Origin of the sequence: Kribbella sp. VKM Ac-2568 (genome assembly GCF_004345365.1) — a bacterium.
Lineage (GTDB): Bacteria > Actinomycetota > Actinomycetes > Propionibacteriales > Kribbellaceae > Kribbella > Kribbella orskensis.
Window position 1 is genome coordinate 704769 of record NZ_SLVF01000001.1, and the last position, 14909, is coordinate 719677.

14 protein-coding genes and 1 tRNA gene are annotated in these 14909 nt (G+C 69.7%); 7 read left to right on the plus strand and 8 right to left on the minus strand.

The annotated features are described in order from the left end of the window. Positions 1–145 precede the first annotated feature (145 nt). Positions 146–655: a hypothetical protein gene (locus EV648_RS03365; protein ID WP_132284829.1), complete on the plus strand. Its 510-nt coding sequence runs from the start codon at positions 146–148 to the stop codon at positions 653–655. Here the strand turns inward: EV648_RS03365 and EV648_RS03370 are convergent. The 3 genes from EV648_RS03370 to EV648_RS03380 form a co-directional block, all read right to left on the minus strand. Beyond that, positions 652–2022, minus strand: a complete 1371-nt coding sequence (locus tag EV648_RS03370) for a TrpB-like pyridoxal phosphate-dependent enzyme (RefSeq protein WP_132284831.1) — start codon at positions 2020–2022, stop codon at positions 652–654. The genes EV648_RS03365 and EV648_RS03370 overlap by 4 nt on opposite strands. Before the next feature lie 79 nt (positions 2023–2101). After that, a complete protein-coding gene (locus EV648_RS03375; protein WP_132284833.1) occupies positions 2102–3157 on the minus strand; it encodes an adenosine deaminase in 1056 nt (351 codons plus the stop codon). A gap of 186 nt (positions 3158–3343) precedes the next feature. Continuing rightward, positions 3344–4537, minus strand: a complete 1194-nt coding sequence (locus EV648_RS03380; RefSeq protein ID WP_132284835.1) for a pyridoxal phosphate-dependent aminotransferase — start codon at positions 4535–4537, stop codon at positions 3344–3346. 339 nt (positions 4538–4876) lie between these two features. On the opposite strand from EV648_RS03380, the gene EV648_RS03385 reads away from it, so the two are divergent. From EV648_RS03385 to rplA, 5 genes are all read left to right on the plus strand, one after another. Further along, positions 4877–4949: transfer RNA gene (locus EV648_RS03385), tRNA-Trp, on the plus strand. Positions 4950–5004: 55 nt separating this feature from the next. After that, complete coding sequence (gene secE / locus EV648_RS03390) at positions 5005–5247, plus strand: preprotein translocase subunit SecE (protein ID WP_020388149.1); 243 nt, start codon at positions 5005–5007, stop codon at positions 5245–5247. Between the two features lie 268 nt (positions 5248–5515). After that, a complete protein-coding gene (gene nusG, locus EV648_RS03395; RefSeq protein ID WP_370452692.1) occupies positions 5516–6463 on the plus strand; it encodes a transcription termination/antitermination protein NusG in 948 nt (315 codons plus the stop codon). A 12-nt stretch (positions 6464–6475) separates the two neighbouring features. After that, positions 6476–6907: a 50S ribosomal protein L11 gene (gene rplK, locus EV648_RS03400; RefSeq protein ID WP_132190583.1), complete on the plus strand. Its 432-nt coding sequence runs from the start codon at positions 6476–6478 to the stop codon at positions 6905–6907. Positions 6908–7002: 95 nt separating this feature from the next. Beyond that, the gene (gene rplA / locus EV648_RS03405) at positions 7003–7725 is read left to right on the plus strand and encodes a 50S ribosomal protein L1 (RefSeq protein ID WP_132284839.1); all 723 of its coding nucleotides are present in this window, start codon (positions 7003–7005) and stop codon (positions 7723–7725) included. Between the two features lie 152 nt (positions 7726–7877). On the opposite strand, the gene EV648_RS03410 is transcribed toward rplA, so the two are convergent. Together EV648_RS03410 and EV648_RS03415 are read right to left on the minus strand one after the other, a co-directional pair. Beyond that, on the minus strand, positions 7878–8789 hold the full coding sequence (locus EV648_RS03410) for a methionyl-tRNA formyltransferase (protein ID WP_132284841.1): 912 nt from the start codon (positions 8787–8789) through the stop codon (positions 7878–7880). A gap of 43 nt (positions 8790–8832) precedes the next feature. After that, positions 8833–9864: an alpha-hydroxy acid oxidase gene (locus tag EV648_RS03415; RefSeq protein ID WP_132284843.1), complete on the minus strand. Its 1032-nt coding sequence runs from the start codon at positions 9862–9864 to the stop codon at positions 8833–8835. A 247-nt stretch (positions 9865–10111) separates the two neighbouring features. Here EV648_RS03415 and EV648_RS03420 point away from each other — a divergent pair, with 247 nt between their 5' ends. Further along, positions 10112–11230, plus strand: coding sequence for a hypothetical protein (locus EV648_RS03420; RefSeq protein WP_132284845.1), 1119 nt, complete (start codon positions 10112–10114; stop codon positions 11228–11230). Positions 11231–11274: 44 nt separating this feature from the next. On the opposite strand, the gene EV648_RS03425 is transcribed toward EV648_RS03420, so the two are convergent. The 3 genes from EV648_RS03425 to EV648_RS03435 are packed head-to-tail and all read right to left on the minus strand — an operon-like array spanning position 11275 to position 14845. After that, complete coding sequence (locus EV648_RS03425) at positions 11275–11904, minus strand: bifunctional 4-hydroxy-2-oxoglutarate aldolase/2-dehydro-3-deoxy-phosphogluconate aldolase (RefSeq protein ID WP_132284847.1); 630 nt, start codon at positions 11902–11904, stop codon at positions 11275–11277. Further along, on the minus strand, positions 11901–13508 hold the full coding sequence (locus EV648_RS03430; protein ID WP_132284849.1) for an amidohydrolase family protein: 1608 nt from the start codon (positions 13506–13508) through the stop codon (positions 11901–11903). The genes EV648_RS03425 and EV648_RS03430 overlap by 4 nt, the downstream gene beginning before the upstream one ends. A 17-nt stretch (positions 13509–13525) precedes the next feature. Further along, on the minus strand, positions 13526–14845 hold the full coding sequence (locus EV648_RS03435; protein WP_132284851.1) for an amino acid deaminase: 1320 nt from the start codon (positions 14843–14845) through the stop codon (positions 13526–13528). Positions 14846–14909: the final 64 nt, after the last annotated feature.

The window sequence follows — 14909 nt, forward strand, 5'->3', positions numbered from 1 at the left end:
TCCGCGACGCCCGAAAAGGCCCCTGTGGACGACTTGCCCCACGATGCCCCGAGATGCCCCGCGATGGCCCGGATCCCTGCCCCGCAAGAAGGTCTCCCCACACCACCCCTGGGTGCGCTATGGGGTCACACCCTAGGGTGACCGTGTGGCTGAAGAGGCGATCACTACGTTGCGTGCGGAGCTCCGGAGTTTTGGCCGGGCCGAGGAAGGCTTCGCGCTGCTGGAGACGTTTCTCGAGGTCGCGCTGCCGCGGTTGAGCGACACGGTGATCGACCCGCGCGGCCTGGTGCTGCCGAACGAGATGACCGACGACCGTGCGGTGGTGCAGGGGCTGATCGACGAGATCGCCGCCGACCGCGAGCCGGCGCGACGCCTGCTGACCGCTGCCGAGCGCTCCTATGACGTCGCGGACGAGCAGAGCCGGTGGGACTTCACCCGGCTCGCCTACTGCTCCGCCTCGGCCTCCGTCTGGAGCAAGGGCAGGCGCACCACGTACTTCGAGGTGGTACACCACGACCGAGCCACCTACTGGCTCCCGGCCAGCCTCAAGGCGGAGTACTTCGACCGCATCTCCACCAAGGGCTGGGCCGTCCCGGAGGCGTGGCTCCAGGCGATCCCCAAGCAGCCCAAGCCCTGGTGGAAGCGCGGGCGCTAGCCGATGGCCGGCAGCCGTTCGAGCGCCCTGGCGACGGATGCCTGGAGGTCGGCGTCGTCCCAGGCGCGGTCGGTCATCGAGCCGGACAGGTAGGCGTCGTACGCCGCCAGGTCCAGGTGACCGTGTCCGCACAGGGCGGTGAGGATGACCTTCTCCTCGCCGGACTCCTTGCAGCGCTGGGCTTCCTCGATCGTGGCGGCCAGCGCATGGGTCGGCTCCGGCGCCGGCACGATGCCCTCGGCCCGGGCGAACAGCACACCCGCGGCGAAGCACTCGGACTGCGCCTTGGCGATCGCCTCGATCTCGCCGGTCTCGTAGAGGTGACTGATCAGCGGGCTCATCCCGTGGTACCGCAGGCCGCCGGCGTGGATCGGGTCCGGGACGAAGTCGTGCCCGAGGGTGTGCATCTTCATCAGCGGCGTCATCCCGATCGTGTCGCCGAAGTCGTACGCGTAGGTGCCCTGGGTCAGCGACGGGCAGGCCTCCGGCTCCACCGCGCGCACCACCGGCGCCATCCGCCCGGCCCACTTCTCCCGCAGGAACGGGAACGCCAGGCCGCCGAAGTTCGAGCCGCCGCCGGTGCAGCCGACCAGCAGGTCCGGGGTCTCGCCGACCATCGAGAGCTGGATCAGGGCTTCCTCGCCGATGATCGTCTGGTGCAGCAGGACGTGGTTCAGCACGCTGCCGAGCGCGTAGTGGATGGTCGGGTCCTGCAGGGCCATCTCGACCGCCTCGCTGATCGCGATGCCCAGCGAGCCGGTGGAGTCGGGGTCCTCGGCCAGGATCTTGCGGCCGGCCTCGGTGAGCTCGGACGGGCTCGGGTGCACGGTCGCCCCGAAGACCTCCATCATCGTCCGCCGGTACGGCTTCTGGTCGTACGACGCCCGCACCTGCCAGACCTCGCACTCCAGCCCGTACTGCGCGCACGCGAACGCCAGGGCGGTTCCCCACTGGCCCGCGCCGGTCTCGGTGGTCAGCTTCCGGATCCCGGCCTTCGCGTTGTAGTAGGCCTGCGGGACCGCCGTGTTCGGCTTGTGCGAGCCGGCCGGGGAGACACCTTCGTACTTGTAGTAGATCCGCGCCGGCGTATCGAGCGCCTTCTCCAGCCGGTGCGCCCGGTAGAGCGGACTCGGCCGCCACAGCCGATACACGTCGAGCACCTCACCCGGGATGTCGACGTACTGGTCCTGTGACACCTCCTGCAGGATCAGATCCATCGGGAACAGCGGTGCCAGGTCCTCCGGCCCCACGGGCTGCCCGGTGCCGGGATGCAGCACGGGCGGCGGTGGCGTCGGCAGATCGTGCAGCACGTTGTACCAGCGGGTCGGCAGCTCGTCCTCGGGCAGCAAGATCTTGGTCGGCATCATCTCCGCAAAGTAAGGCCGCCCCCAGACCCCGCGCAATCCCCGTCCCCGCGCGATCGGGCGGGGTGAGGCCGGCTGGCGGCTAGTACGCGGGCTCTGGTGCGGGTGAAGGTGCGGGCTGGGTGACGCCGAGCCACGTGTCGATGTCGGTCAGAAGGAGCTTCTGTACCTCGGGCGGGGCCGTGGACGCGAGGACCGAGCCGCGCGCCAGACCCGCGAGTTCAGCGTCCGTGAATCCGTGCACGCTGCGGGCGGTCTCGTACTGCTCGGCGAGGCGGGAGCCGAACAGCAGCGGGTCGTCCGCTCCCAGCGCGATCCGTGCGCCCGCCCCGTACAGCTGTCGCAGCGGCACATCTTTCGCATGCGGGTAGACGCCGAGCGAGACGTTGGACGCCGGGCAGACCTCCAGGGCGACCTGGGCGTCGACCAGGCGCTTCAAGAGGTCCGGGTCCTCGACCGAGCGCACGCCGTGGCCGATCCGCCCCGCTCCGAGCTCGTCGAGGCACGTCCGCACCGTCGCCGGCCCGCACAGCTCGCCACCATGCGGAGTCGCCAGCAGCCCGGCGTTCCGCGCGATCCGGAAGGCCGGGGCGAACTCCGACGTCGTCCCGCGCCGCTCGTCGTTGGACAACCCGAACCCGACGACACCCCGTCCGACGTACTGCGCCGCGAGCCGGGCGAGGGTACGCGCGTCGAGCGGGTGACGGGTTCGGTTCGCCGCGATGACCACCTGTACTGCGATGCCGGTGGCCGCGGACGCGTCGCGGGCGGCGTCGAGCACCAGATCGGTGAAGTCGGTGATCCCGTGGAAGCGGTTCGAATAGCCGGACGGGTCGACCTGGATCTCGAGCCAGCGGGACCCGTCGGCGCGGTCGTCCTCGGCGGCCTCGCGGACCAGCCGGCGCACGTCGTCCTCGGTCCGCAGTACGGAGCGGGCGATGTCGTAGAGCCGCTGGAACCGGAACCAGCCGCGCTCGTCGGCCGCGGACAGCTCCGGCGGCCAGTCGGTGCGCAGGGCGTCGGGCAGCCGGACGCCGTGCTTGTCAGCCAGCTCGACCAGCGTCAGGTGCCGCATCGAGCCGGTGAAGTGCAGGTGCAGGTGGGTCTTCGGCAGCAGCCGCAGGTCCCGATCCGTCATCACAGAAGGTTACCGAGACAGAGCCCGACCCACGAAACCGGGCCGCCCGCGCCAAGCGGGCGGGGTGCAGGCGGGCGGTGCGCGCGAAGCGCGGCGAGGGCTGCGCGGGGCAGTGATGCGGGGAATGAGCCCGGGCGGGCGCGGCAGGGTTTCTGCTGCGCCCGCCCGGGGGTGATCAGGTGTTGGTCAGCTCAGGAGCTTGGCAATGCGGGAGACGCCTTCGGTGAGGTCCGCGTCGCCCAGGGCGTAGGACAGGCGCAGGTAGCCCGGGGCGCCGAACGCTTCGCCCGGGACGACCGCGACCTCGGCCTCGTCGAGGATGATGGCGGCGAGCTCGGCGGACGTGGTGGCGGTCCGGCCGTTGATCTCGCGGCCGAGCACACCCTTGACCGACGGATACGCGTAGAACGCGCCGGTCGGCTCCGGGCACTCGATGCCGGGGATCTCGTTCAGCATCTGCACCATCGTCCTGCGGCGCCGGTCGAAGGCGACCTTCATCTCGTCGACGGCGCTCAGGTCGCCGGTCAACGCGGCGATCGCGGCCCGCTGCGCGACGTTGCAGACGTTCGAGGTCTGGTGCGACTGCAGGTTCGTCGCGGCCTTGATGACGTCCTTCGGGCCGATCATCCAGCCGACCCGCCAGCCGGTCATCGCGTACGTCTTGGCGACCCCGTTCAGCACCACGGTCCGGTCCGCGAGCTCCGGTACGGCGACCGGCAGCGAGGTGGACCTGGTGTCGCCGTAGGTGAGGTGCTCGTAGATCTCGTCGGTGATCACCCAGAGGTCGTGCTCCAGCGCCCACTGGCCGATCGCCCGGACCGCCTCAGGGCTGTCCACCGCGCCGGTCGGGTTCGACGGCGAGCAGAACAGCAGCGCCTTCGTCTTCTCGGTCCGGGCCGCCTCGAGCTGATCGACGGTGACCAGGTAGTTCTGGCTCTCGTCCGCCAGCACCTCGACCGGCACGCCGCCGGCCAGCCGGATCGCCTCCGGGTAGGTGGTCCAGTACGGCGCCGGCAGCAGCACCTCGTCGCCCGGGTCGAGCAGCGTCGCGAAGGTGTTGTAGACGGCGTGCTTGCCGCCGTTGGTCACCAGGACCTGCGCGGCCTCGATCTCGTACCCCGAATCCCGCTTCGTCTTGTCGACGATCGCCTGCTTCAGCTCGGGCAACCCGCCGGCCGGGCTGTAGCGGTGGTTCTTCGGATCGCGGGCGGCCTCGACGGCTGCCTCGACGATGTAGTCCGGCGTCGGGAAGTCCGGTTCGCCGGCGCCGAAGCCGATCACCGGGCGGCCGGCCGCCTTCAGGGCCTTCGCCTTCGCGTCGACAGCGAGCGTGGCCGATTCACTGATTGCACCGATACGTGCGGAGATGCGGGAGACCATGGCTCCCATCCTGGCACTGCCGCCCGTGCGCTGACATCTGGGTATCACCTGCTGACCGTCCGTGCCTCTCCGCCCGCCGCAAGGTGGTGCCCCGGGGCTGATCGGAACTGTCGCGAGCCCCCTGGCGTTGGGTGCTGCGTGGAGACGGTATGGTTCTGCCCGCAGTACGACGTCCGGCCGGAAGTGCACGGGAGTTTGGCGCCGTGGCGGGGAGCCGGAGCGGCCTGGGGCTCAGTTCGACCAGGTGGCCCCGACCCCGTACACTCTTCTAGTCCGGGCGTAGATGGCCCTGACTCGGCATGCCCGAGATCAGGTCCAGCGGCGTTCGGAACTTTGCAGAGGGCACTAGCTCAACTGGCAGAGCATCGGTCTCCAAAACCGAAGGTTGGGGGTTCAAGTCCCTCGTGCCCTGCAAATCCTGACCGGCGAAGGGCCGGCCAGGCCGCCGCTAGCGAAAGAGGTAGGTCGTGACGGAGACGCGCACCCCGGCACCGTCCGGCGCCGGCAAGCCTGCGGAGAGCAAGTCGGGCAACCGCCTGCTGCGCTTCTACCGCCAGGTGGTCGCCGAGCTCCGCAAGGTCGTCTGGCCGACCCGCAAGCAGCTTTCCACCTACTTCGTGGTCGTCCTGACCTTCGTGGTGTTCGTCATCGCGATCGTGTCCGTGCTCGACCTCGCCTTCGGCTGGGCGATGTTCAAGATCTTCGGCTGATCCCGGCCGCCCCGAACCACCAGCCCGAGCTCACCGGTTCCACCACCCCGATGCACAGATGACGGAGTACAACGTGTCCGACCAGCGCGACGACGAGGTCCTCGACGTGGAGGACGAGTTCGACGTATCCGCTGACTCCGACGACGATCTCGACTTCGACTTCGACGACTCGGACGACGATGACGACGACGACCTGTTCAAGGCCGACGACGACGACCCGTTCGTGGAGCTCGACGTAGAGGCCTCCGTCGACGAGGACGATGACGACGTGCCGGTCGCCGCCGACAGCGAGTACTCCGCCGATGACGAGGCCGAGGACGGCCCGGCCGACACCGACGACTCCGAGGACGAGCCGGTGGTGGTCGTCGCGGCCGCCAGCGCCGCCGAGGACGACGAGGTGGTGACCGAGGCGGACATCGAGGACGCCACGGACGAGCTGGCCGCCGAGACCGCCGAGACCGCGCCGGACGACACCGCCGAGCCCGAGACCGAGCCCGACGAGGTCGTCTACGCCAGCGACGAAGCTCCCGAGGCCGTCGCGGACGAGGCCGCGGTCGAAGAAGTGGTCGCCGAGGAGGTCGAGCCGGAGGAGCCGGGCGACCCGCTGGAGGAGCTGCGCAGCACGCTGCGCTCCCAGATCGGCGACTGGTACGTGGTGCACACGTACTCAGGGATGGAGAACCGGGTCAAGGGCAACCTGGAGAACCGGATCAACTCCCTGAACATGGAGGACTACATCTTCGAGATCGTCGTGCCGACCGAAGAGGTCGCCGAGATCAAGAACGGGCAGCGCCGGATGGTCAAGCGCACCGTGCTCCCCGGCTACGTGCTGGTCCGGATGGACCTGACGGACGAGTCCTGGTCGACCGTGCGGCACACGCCGTCGGTGACCGGCTTCGTCGGGAACAGCCAGAAGCCCGTCCCGCTCAGCCTCGAAGAGGTCGAAAAGATGCTCGCTCCGGCCGTCGTGGCGGCGGCCGAGGCGGCGGCTGCCGAGACCGGTGCCGCACCCACCAAGACCGCGGCCAAGAAGAAGGTCGAGGTCGCCGACTTCGGTGTGGGCGACTCGGTCATGGTGGTCGACGGGCCGTTCGCGACCCTGCACGCCACGATCACGGAGATCAATGCCGACGCCCAGCGGATCAAGGCGCTGGTGGAGATCTTCGGCCGGGAGACCCCGGTGGAACTCAGCTTCAGCCAGATCCAGAAAGTCTAAGGACCCGAGAGAATGCCTCCCAAGAAGAAGATCGCTGCCCTCGTGAAGGTGCAGCTCCAGGCCGGTGCCGCGACGCCGGCCCCGCCGGTCGGTACCGCGCTCGGTCCGCACGGCGTCAACATCATGGAGTTCTGCAAGGCGTACAACGCCCAGACGGAGTCCATGCGCGGAAACGTCGTGCCGGTCGAGATCACCATCTACGAAGACCGCTCCTTCACCTTCATCACCAAGACGCCGCCGGCGCCGGAGATGATCAAGAAGGCCGCGGGCCTGCAGAAGGGTTCGGCCGTCCCGCAGAAGGACAAGGTCGGCAAGATCACCAAGGACCAGGTCCGCGAGATCGCCACCACCAAGATGCCGGACCTGAACGCCCGGGACATCGACGCCGCGATGAAGATCATCGAGGGCACCGCCCGCTCGATGGGTGTCGTCGTCGAGAAATAAGTCCCAGCGGCACCGTCGTTGGAACCTAAGCACCACCAGTACCCGTGGAAGGGCGAAGCGCCGCCCGTGACACCACATCCCAGAGAGGAACACTCATGACTCAGCGCAGCAAGAGCTACCGCGCCATCGCGGAGAAGATCGACTTCGACCACCTGTACACGCCGCTCGAGGCGATCAAGTTCGCCAAGCAGGGCGCGACCGGCAAGAAGTTCAACTCCACTATCGATGTCGCGATGCGCCTCGGGGTCGACCCCCGCAAGGCCGACCAGATGGTGCGCGGCACCGTCAACCTTCCGCACGGCACCGGCAAGACGGCACGGGTCCTCGTCTTCGCCACCGGTGAGAAGGCCGAGGCCGCCCGGGCCGCCGGCGCCGACTTCGTCGGCGACGACGACATGATCAAGAAGGTGACGGACGGCTGGCTCGACTTCGACGCCGTCGTCGCCACCCCCGACCTGATGGGCAAGGTCGGCCGGCTGGGCCGCGTGCTCGGCCCGCGTGGTCTGATGCCGAACCCGAAGACCGGTACGGTCACCCCGGACGTGACGAAGGCTGTCACCGACATCAAGGGCGGCAAGATCGAGTTCCGGGTCGACCGGCACGCGAACCTGCACTTCATCATCGGCAAGGTCTCCTTCGACGAGGCCCAGCTGGTGGAGAACTACAGCGCCGCGCTGGAGGAGATTCTCCGGCTGAAGCCCTCCAGCTCGAAGGGCCGCTACATCAAGAAGACCGTCTTCTCGACGACGATGGGTCCGGGCGTCCAGGTCGACCCGAACGCCACCCGCAACCTGCTCGAGGAGAACCCCGAGGCCTGAGCCTCGCGGTCTCGTAGCACCCGCAAGACAAACGAAAGGCCCCGGTCGGCGGACCGGGGCTTTTCGCTGTATCTACTGATACCCGCGTCCCCATCGCAACAGCGCGACCACGCGGTAGCCGCACCTGTGATCAACGATAGGACCGGACCGGATCAGGCGCTCCCGCAGTGGAGTCGCAGCGGCCGATCCGCCGTCTGTACGGTCCAACCGTCGGCGTGTGTCTCCAGAATGCTGCCCGGATCGGCGTCCACCGGGCTCTGTTCGGCGCTCTGCGGATCCGGCCGGGGATCGACCCGCCGCGACGGTACGGCGTACGTGGCGATCACTGTCCGCTGGCCGATGCCGGGGATTCGCGCCAAGGCCTGCGGCGAGGTGATGTTCAGTGCGGCGGTCTTGCGGCGGATGACGTCGGCCGGCTCGGTCAGGTCGAGAAGGTGTTCCTCGGGGGTGAAGAACGGGGCTTCGGTCGCCTCGGCCGGGTTCTGCCAGGCGCCGGGTTCACCTGCGACCGCGCGGGGGACTGCAGCGTCGAGACACTCGCTCAGCAGCTCCCTCCATGCGTTCAGCAAGGCAGGCCCGTTGAGATCCTCCGGGAGCGGCCGGGAGCATTGCGCCAGGATGTTGCCGGTGTCGAAGCCGGCCGCGGTCCGATGCACGCTGGCCGCGACCCGGTCGTCGCCCTCGTAGATCAGCCGGGCAGGGTTCGGTCCACGCCCGGCGGGGAGCGGCGACGGATGGCAGTTGATCGCGCCGAACTTGGGCACGTCGAGGATCTCCGGCGGGATCAGCCGCGGGAAGGCGGCCGAGATGACCAGGTCCGGGTGCAGGGAGTCGATCACCGGGGCAGCGATGGCGCGGAGCTTCCCGGTGACCAGCACGTTCTGGGTCTCCGGCAGCTGGACGACGAGCGGGTTCGCCGACCCGTCGTACCGGTGGGCGGCGCTCGGCGGCAGGGTGACGACGAGGACGATCTCGTGGCCGTGCCGGGCCGCCCAGTCGGCGACCAGGCGATAGCCGGGCAGGAACGCGTTCAGGCTGACGATGCGCAGGGGTCGATCGTTCACACCCTCCGGTACGGAGCCCGGACGGCGGTCGGATCGAAGCGTCTCAGCGGGCAATGAGATCCGGGGTCAGGTCCGAGATGCGCCGGCAACCGGACAGGCGGAGGGCGTGCTCGAACTCGGCGCCGAGTTCCCTGAGCAGGCGGGTGACGCCCGTGGAGCTGCCGACGCTCAACGCCCAGAGCGCCGGGCGGCCGACGAGGACCGCGCGGGCGCCGAGGGCCAGGGCCGCGAGCACGTGCTCTCCGCGCCGGATCCCGCCGTCGACGTAGATCTCGGCGCCGGTCCCGGCAAGGGCCTCCGCGACCTCGGGCAGAGCCTGCGCGGTCGAGATGGAGCCGTCGAGCTGACGACCACCGTGGTTCGAGACGATCACCCCGGCCGCCCCCGCGTCGACGCACCGCTTGGCATCGTCGCCGCGAAGTACACCCTTGACCAGGACCGGGAGGCCGGTGCGCTCGCCCAGCCAGCCGATCACGTCCGGGGTCAGGTCGTCCGCCTTCGCCAGGTCGTCGGCGGTGTAGTCGTTCGCGACCAGGTTCGCCAGCAGGTGGCCCGGCTGGATCACCTCCCAGACGGTCGGCCCGTCGTCCTCCTTGCGCCCGACCACCGGGGTGTCAGCCGTCAGCACGACGGCCCGTGCCCCGGCGGCGACCGCCGCGTCCAGGATCCGCACGGTCACCTCGCGGTTCTTCACCACGTAGATCTGCAGCCACCAGGCAGCACCGGCCGCGCCGATGTCGGCGAACGTCGTACCGGCGTTGCTGGAGACGCCCAGGACCGAGTTCGCCGCGGCGACGCCCGCCGACATGGCCGCCTCGCCGTCGGGGTCCGCCTGCCGCTGCATCGTGGTCGGAGCCACCAGCACCGGCAGGTCGACCGGCGTACCGAGCACTGTGGTCGAGATGTCCACGGTCGACACGTCGGTGAGCACGCGGGGACGGAAGCGGTACGAGCTCCAGGCCGCAACGGCCTCACCCACGCTGATCCCACCGGCGGATCCCTGCCGGAAATACCGGTGCAATGGCTCCGGCAGCTTCTCGGCGGCCGCCTCTTCCAGGCTGTCGATCCATCGCATAGGCCTGATCCTGCCATCCGTAAGGCGCTGTCGGAAGGCGCGTGCCGGAAGGTGGCCAGCCAGGTAAAAAGGTTGCCCAGCCAGGTAAAGTTGTTCTCGTGAAGCAGTACGAGCGGCGATTTCTCCGCCCCGGCCGGCACAGCGGTGCCGACGGGGTGAGCTGCTGCTGCGCTCTCTCCTGAGGTGACCGCGGCCGGTCGGGGTGTCTGTCCCCCTTGAACCCGCTGCTCCCTTGGAGAGAACTCCGATGTCTGTTCTGACCGCTGAAGAACTGAACAACACTCTTGCCCTGCGCGACCTGGCCGACCCGGCCCAGGGACCGCACGCGATCCAGCTGATCGTCGACCAGATCCGTACCGCGCTGGGCCACGCGTGGCCGTACACCGAGATCTGGAGCCGCCGAGATCATCCGGTCGTCTCACTCGCCGACAACTACGACAACCTCGGGTACGCCGCCGGGGCGGTCACCCGCGAGGCGCGGTACACGCGCTATGCCTCGGAAGGCGAAGTACTGCGCAGTCATACGTCGGCGATGATCCCGCCCGCGCTGCGTGAGCTCGCCGCGTCCGACTCGACCGACGTGCTGATGGTGTGCGCGGGGATCTGCTACCGGCGTGACTCCGTCGACTGGCAGCACACCGGTACGCCGCACCAGCTGGACCTGTGGCGGATCAGCCGCAACGTGACGCTCGGGGAGTCCGAGCTGGAGGAGATGATCGCCCGGCTGGTGGCCACTGTGCTGCCCGGGCAGACCTACCGGACAGTGCCGGCGGTCCACCCGTACACGACCCACGGCCGGCAGATCGACGTGTTGCTCGACGACCAGTGGATCGAGATCGGCGAGTGCGGGGTCGCGGCGCCTCACGTACTGCGCAAGGCCGGGCTCGACGAGAGCTGGACGGGCCTGGCGATGGGGCCCGGCCTGGACCGGTTGCTCATGCTGCGCAAGGGGATCCGGGACATCCGGTTGCTCCGGTCAACGGATCCTCGGGTGGCCGGGCAGATGCTCGACCTGCAGCCGTACAAGCCGGTCTCGGCGATGCCCGCCGTACGGCGTGATCTGTCGGTGGTGGTCGGGCCGGACGTCGACACCTCGGCGGAGGTGCTCGGCGACCGCGTCCGCAACGCCCTCGGCCCCGACGCGGACGCCGCGGAATCCGTCGAGGTCCGCGGCGAGACGTCGTACGACGACCTGCCGGAGGCGGCGCGAACCCGGCTGCAGCTCGAGCCGGGCCAACGCAACGTCCTGGTCAGGCTGATCCTCAGGCCACTGGACCGGACGCTCACCGACGCCGAGGCCAACCACCTCCGCGACGCGGTCTACACGGCTCTGCATGAGGGCCTGGTGCTCGAACTGATCGGGTAGCAAGTACCTCCGGGGCTGGTGGCCGAACACCAGCCCTGGAGGGATCAGCGCAACGCTGCGCAGAAGGTGGAGGCCTTGGCGGTGATGTCGGCCCAGCGGCCGGCTTCCACGTCAGCCGGTGACACCACGTCGGTCCCGGCGCTGACCGCCAGCGCGCCGGCGTCGAGGAACTGCCGGGCGTTGCCCGCGTTCACACCGCCGGACGGGACCAGCGGTACGCCGGGGAACGGCCCGCCGAGGTCCTTCAGGTACTTCGGTCCCAGGTGGTGCGCCGGGAAGATCTTCACCGCGTCTGAGCCGAGCGCGACCGCGGTCATCACCTCGGACGGGGTGAACGCGCCGAGCACGATCGGGATCCCCGCGTCGTGCGCGGCCGCCACGATCGCCGCCGCCTCGGGACCCTGCCCGGGCGTGACCAGGAACTGCGCGCCCGCGTCGACCGCGGCGCGAGCCTGCTCCGGGGTCTGCACGGTGCCGGCGCCCACCACGGCTCCGGTGTCACCGGACGCGGCGCGCTCGAGGTGCCGCGGCAGGTCCGGGGTGGTGAACGTCAGCTCGATCACATGGATGCCGCCGGCAACGAGCGCCGAGCACAGGTCCCGCGCGTCGTCGATCGCCGGCGCCCGTACGACGCTCAGCACGCGGTCGCTGCGGAGCAGATCCAGGGTGGTCATGCACTCTCTCCTCGGTTGGTTGCGGTACGGCGGATCGCGCGGCCGGGCAGTGCGTCGGTACGCCGGCCGTCGGCGATCACGGGGACGCCGCCGACCAGGACCCAGGGGATCCCTTCAGCCTGCCGCCGGGGGTTGTCGAAGGTCGCGGTGTCCCGCACCTTCGCCGGATCGAACAGCACCAGGTCAGCGTCGTATCCCTCGCGGACCAGCCCGCGATCGTTCAGCCGGAGCCGGCTTGCCGGACGGCCGGTCAGGTGGTGCACGCAGTCCTCGAGCTCGAGCACGCCCAGCTCGCGGACGTAGTGCGCGAGGTAGCGGGGGAAGGTGCCCCAGGCCCGGGGGTGCGGTTTGCCGCCGACCAGGATCGCGTCCGAACCACCGGTGTGGGTCGGGTGCTTCATGATCGCCTGCACGTTCTCCTCGTGGCCGATGTGCTGCAGGATCGTGGTCGCCAGGTTGTCCCGGATCAGCAGGTCGAAGAACACCCAGGACGGGGACTTGCCGATGCCGGCCGCGATCGCCGCGACGGTGTTGCCGACCGCGCCGCTCAGCGTCTGGTTCCGCACGCCGCTGATCTCGATGGTGTTCCAGTCCGTCACGCAGCCGTGGCTGCCGTCGGTGCCGACCTGCTCCAGCTCGTAGGCGATCCGCTCGCGATCAGCCGGGTCGGCGAGCCTGGCCAGCAACGCGTCCGGGCCACCTTCGGCGGTCCAGCTCGGCAGGATCGCCGACAAGGTGGTTGCCCCCGGCAAATAGGGGTAGGTGTCGGTGGTGATGTCGATGCCATCGGCCAGCGCCTCGTCGATCATCGCCAGCAGGTCGACGCCTCGACCTTTGTTCGGCTCGAAGTTCATCGTCGCGTGGGTGAGGTGGAGCGCGCAGCCGGAGGCCCGGGCCACCTCGACCATCTCGCCGTACGCCTCCAGCGCGCCCTTGCCGTATGACCGCTGGTGCGGGCTGTAGTAGCCGCCGTACTCCGCGACCACCCGGCACAGCTCGGTCAGCTCAGCGGTGTCGGCGAACATCCCGGGGGTGTACGTGAGCCCGCTGCTCATCCCGACGGCACCTTGCTCGAGGCCTTCGGCGAGCAGCCGCTTCATCTCCGCGAGCTCGGCGGAGGTGGCCGGGCGGTTGGCGGTGCCGACCACCATCATCCGCAGCGTGCCCTGCGGAACCAGGTACGCCGCGTTGCAGGCGATCCCCTGATCCAGCCGGTCGAGGTACCCGGCGACGCTGGACCAGGAGAAGTCGAAGTCGTCCGGCTCCCCGTTCCACCCGGCGATCTGGCGCCGTACGGCGGAACGGGTGGCGTCGTCGATCGGCGCGAACGACAGGCCGTCCTGACCGAGCACCTCCAGCGTGACGCCCTGGCTGACCTTCGCCAAGTGGTCCGGGTTCGCCAGGATCTGCAGGTCCGAGTGGGTGTGCATGTCGATGAAGCCGGGGGAGAGCACCAGGCCGTCGGCCGGGATGGTCCACCCGGCCGACGGCAGATCGTTGCCGACAGCCACGATCCGGCCGGCGTCGACGGCGACGTCGGCCCGCACCCCGGGCGCGCCGGTGCCGTCTACCACGGTCGCGCCGGTGATCAGCAGTTCGGTCATCAGGGGATCGCCGGCCGTCAGAAGAAGGTGCGGACCAGGTCGACCACGACCGGGTCGTCGGCGTCCGGGTCGTCGATGACCGGGATCAGCCCCCACTTGTCGAAGGCCGTGCACGGGTGCGACAGGCCGACCCGCAGCTCGTCCCCGATCACCAGCGGCGGTTCGCCGTCCGGGGAGAAGCGGAGGAACCCGTGCTGGTCGTTCAGCTTGGTCACCGTCATCCCGTCGACCGGCCGGGCGGAGTCCCCGGCGGTCCGCGGCCGGAGTACCTGCGGCTCGGGCATGCCCTCGTCGAAGGGCAGGTCGCGCTTGCCGGCGTCGAAGATCGCCAGCCCTGGTTCGGGTTGCGAGGTGATCCGGATCCAGCCGTGCATGGCCGGGATCAGCCGTTCGCCGTCGGTACGCGGTACCGAGCCGAGCGGCGAGACCTTCCGGTAGTACCCGTCGTCGTGCGCGATGTAGGCGCCGGACCGCAGCACCACCCGCGCCCCATTCTTGCCGAGCGGTGCGAGCACCTCTGCCACCTGCTCGAAGTACGCGCTGCCGCCGGCGCTGACCACCGGTACGACGTCAGCGTCGTACCGGTCCTGCTCCTGCAGGCTGGTGTGGACCGCGGCGAGGTCGCGGAGGTACGAGCGGACGTGTTCGAGCCCGGCCTCGTCAGCCCCGCGCGCGATCGCTCCTTCGTAGCCGGCCACCCCGGCCAGGCGCAGGGTCCGCGAGTCGGCGATCGCGTTGCCCACAGCGACTCCGGTCTCGACATCGCGCACACCGGTCCGGCCGCCGGCCCCACCGACCTCGACCAGTACGTCGAGGCGCCGGGCGTCGGGACCGATGTGGGCGGCGCGAGCGGCGTCCAGCAGTTCGACCGTCCGGACCGAGTCGGCCCAGACCATCACCTCGAAGTCCGGGTCGGCCGCGAGTTCGTCCGCGATCCACCGCAACTGCAGCGGGGAGATCACCGAGTTGGCGATCATCACCCGGCTCACTCCGTAGGACCGGGCGACCCCGAGCTGGAAGGCGTTCGCCAGTGTGATCGCCCAGGAGCCGGCCTCGAGCTGAGCTGCCCAGAGCGCCGGGGCCATCGTGGTCTTGCCGTGCGGCGCGAGGTCGACGCCGTGCTCGGCGCACCAGCGGGCGAGGGTGGCGACGTTGTGCTGCAGGCCAGGCGCGGACAGCGTGAGCAGGGGAGTCGGCAGATTGGACAGGCGTGGCTTGTCGGCCAGCACCTCGGCGACGGTCCGGCCCCAGAAGGACGGCGGCAACGCCTTGTCCTGCCAGCTGATCGGCTGGTCCGCCAGAGCGGCGACGGCGGCGGCATCGTACGAAGCTGACATGACGTCCTCTGCTGATCGATGATCGGTTTGTCAGGGCCAAGTCTGGGCCCAACTTACTCCGATT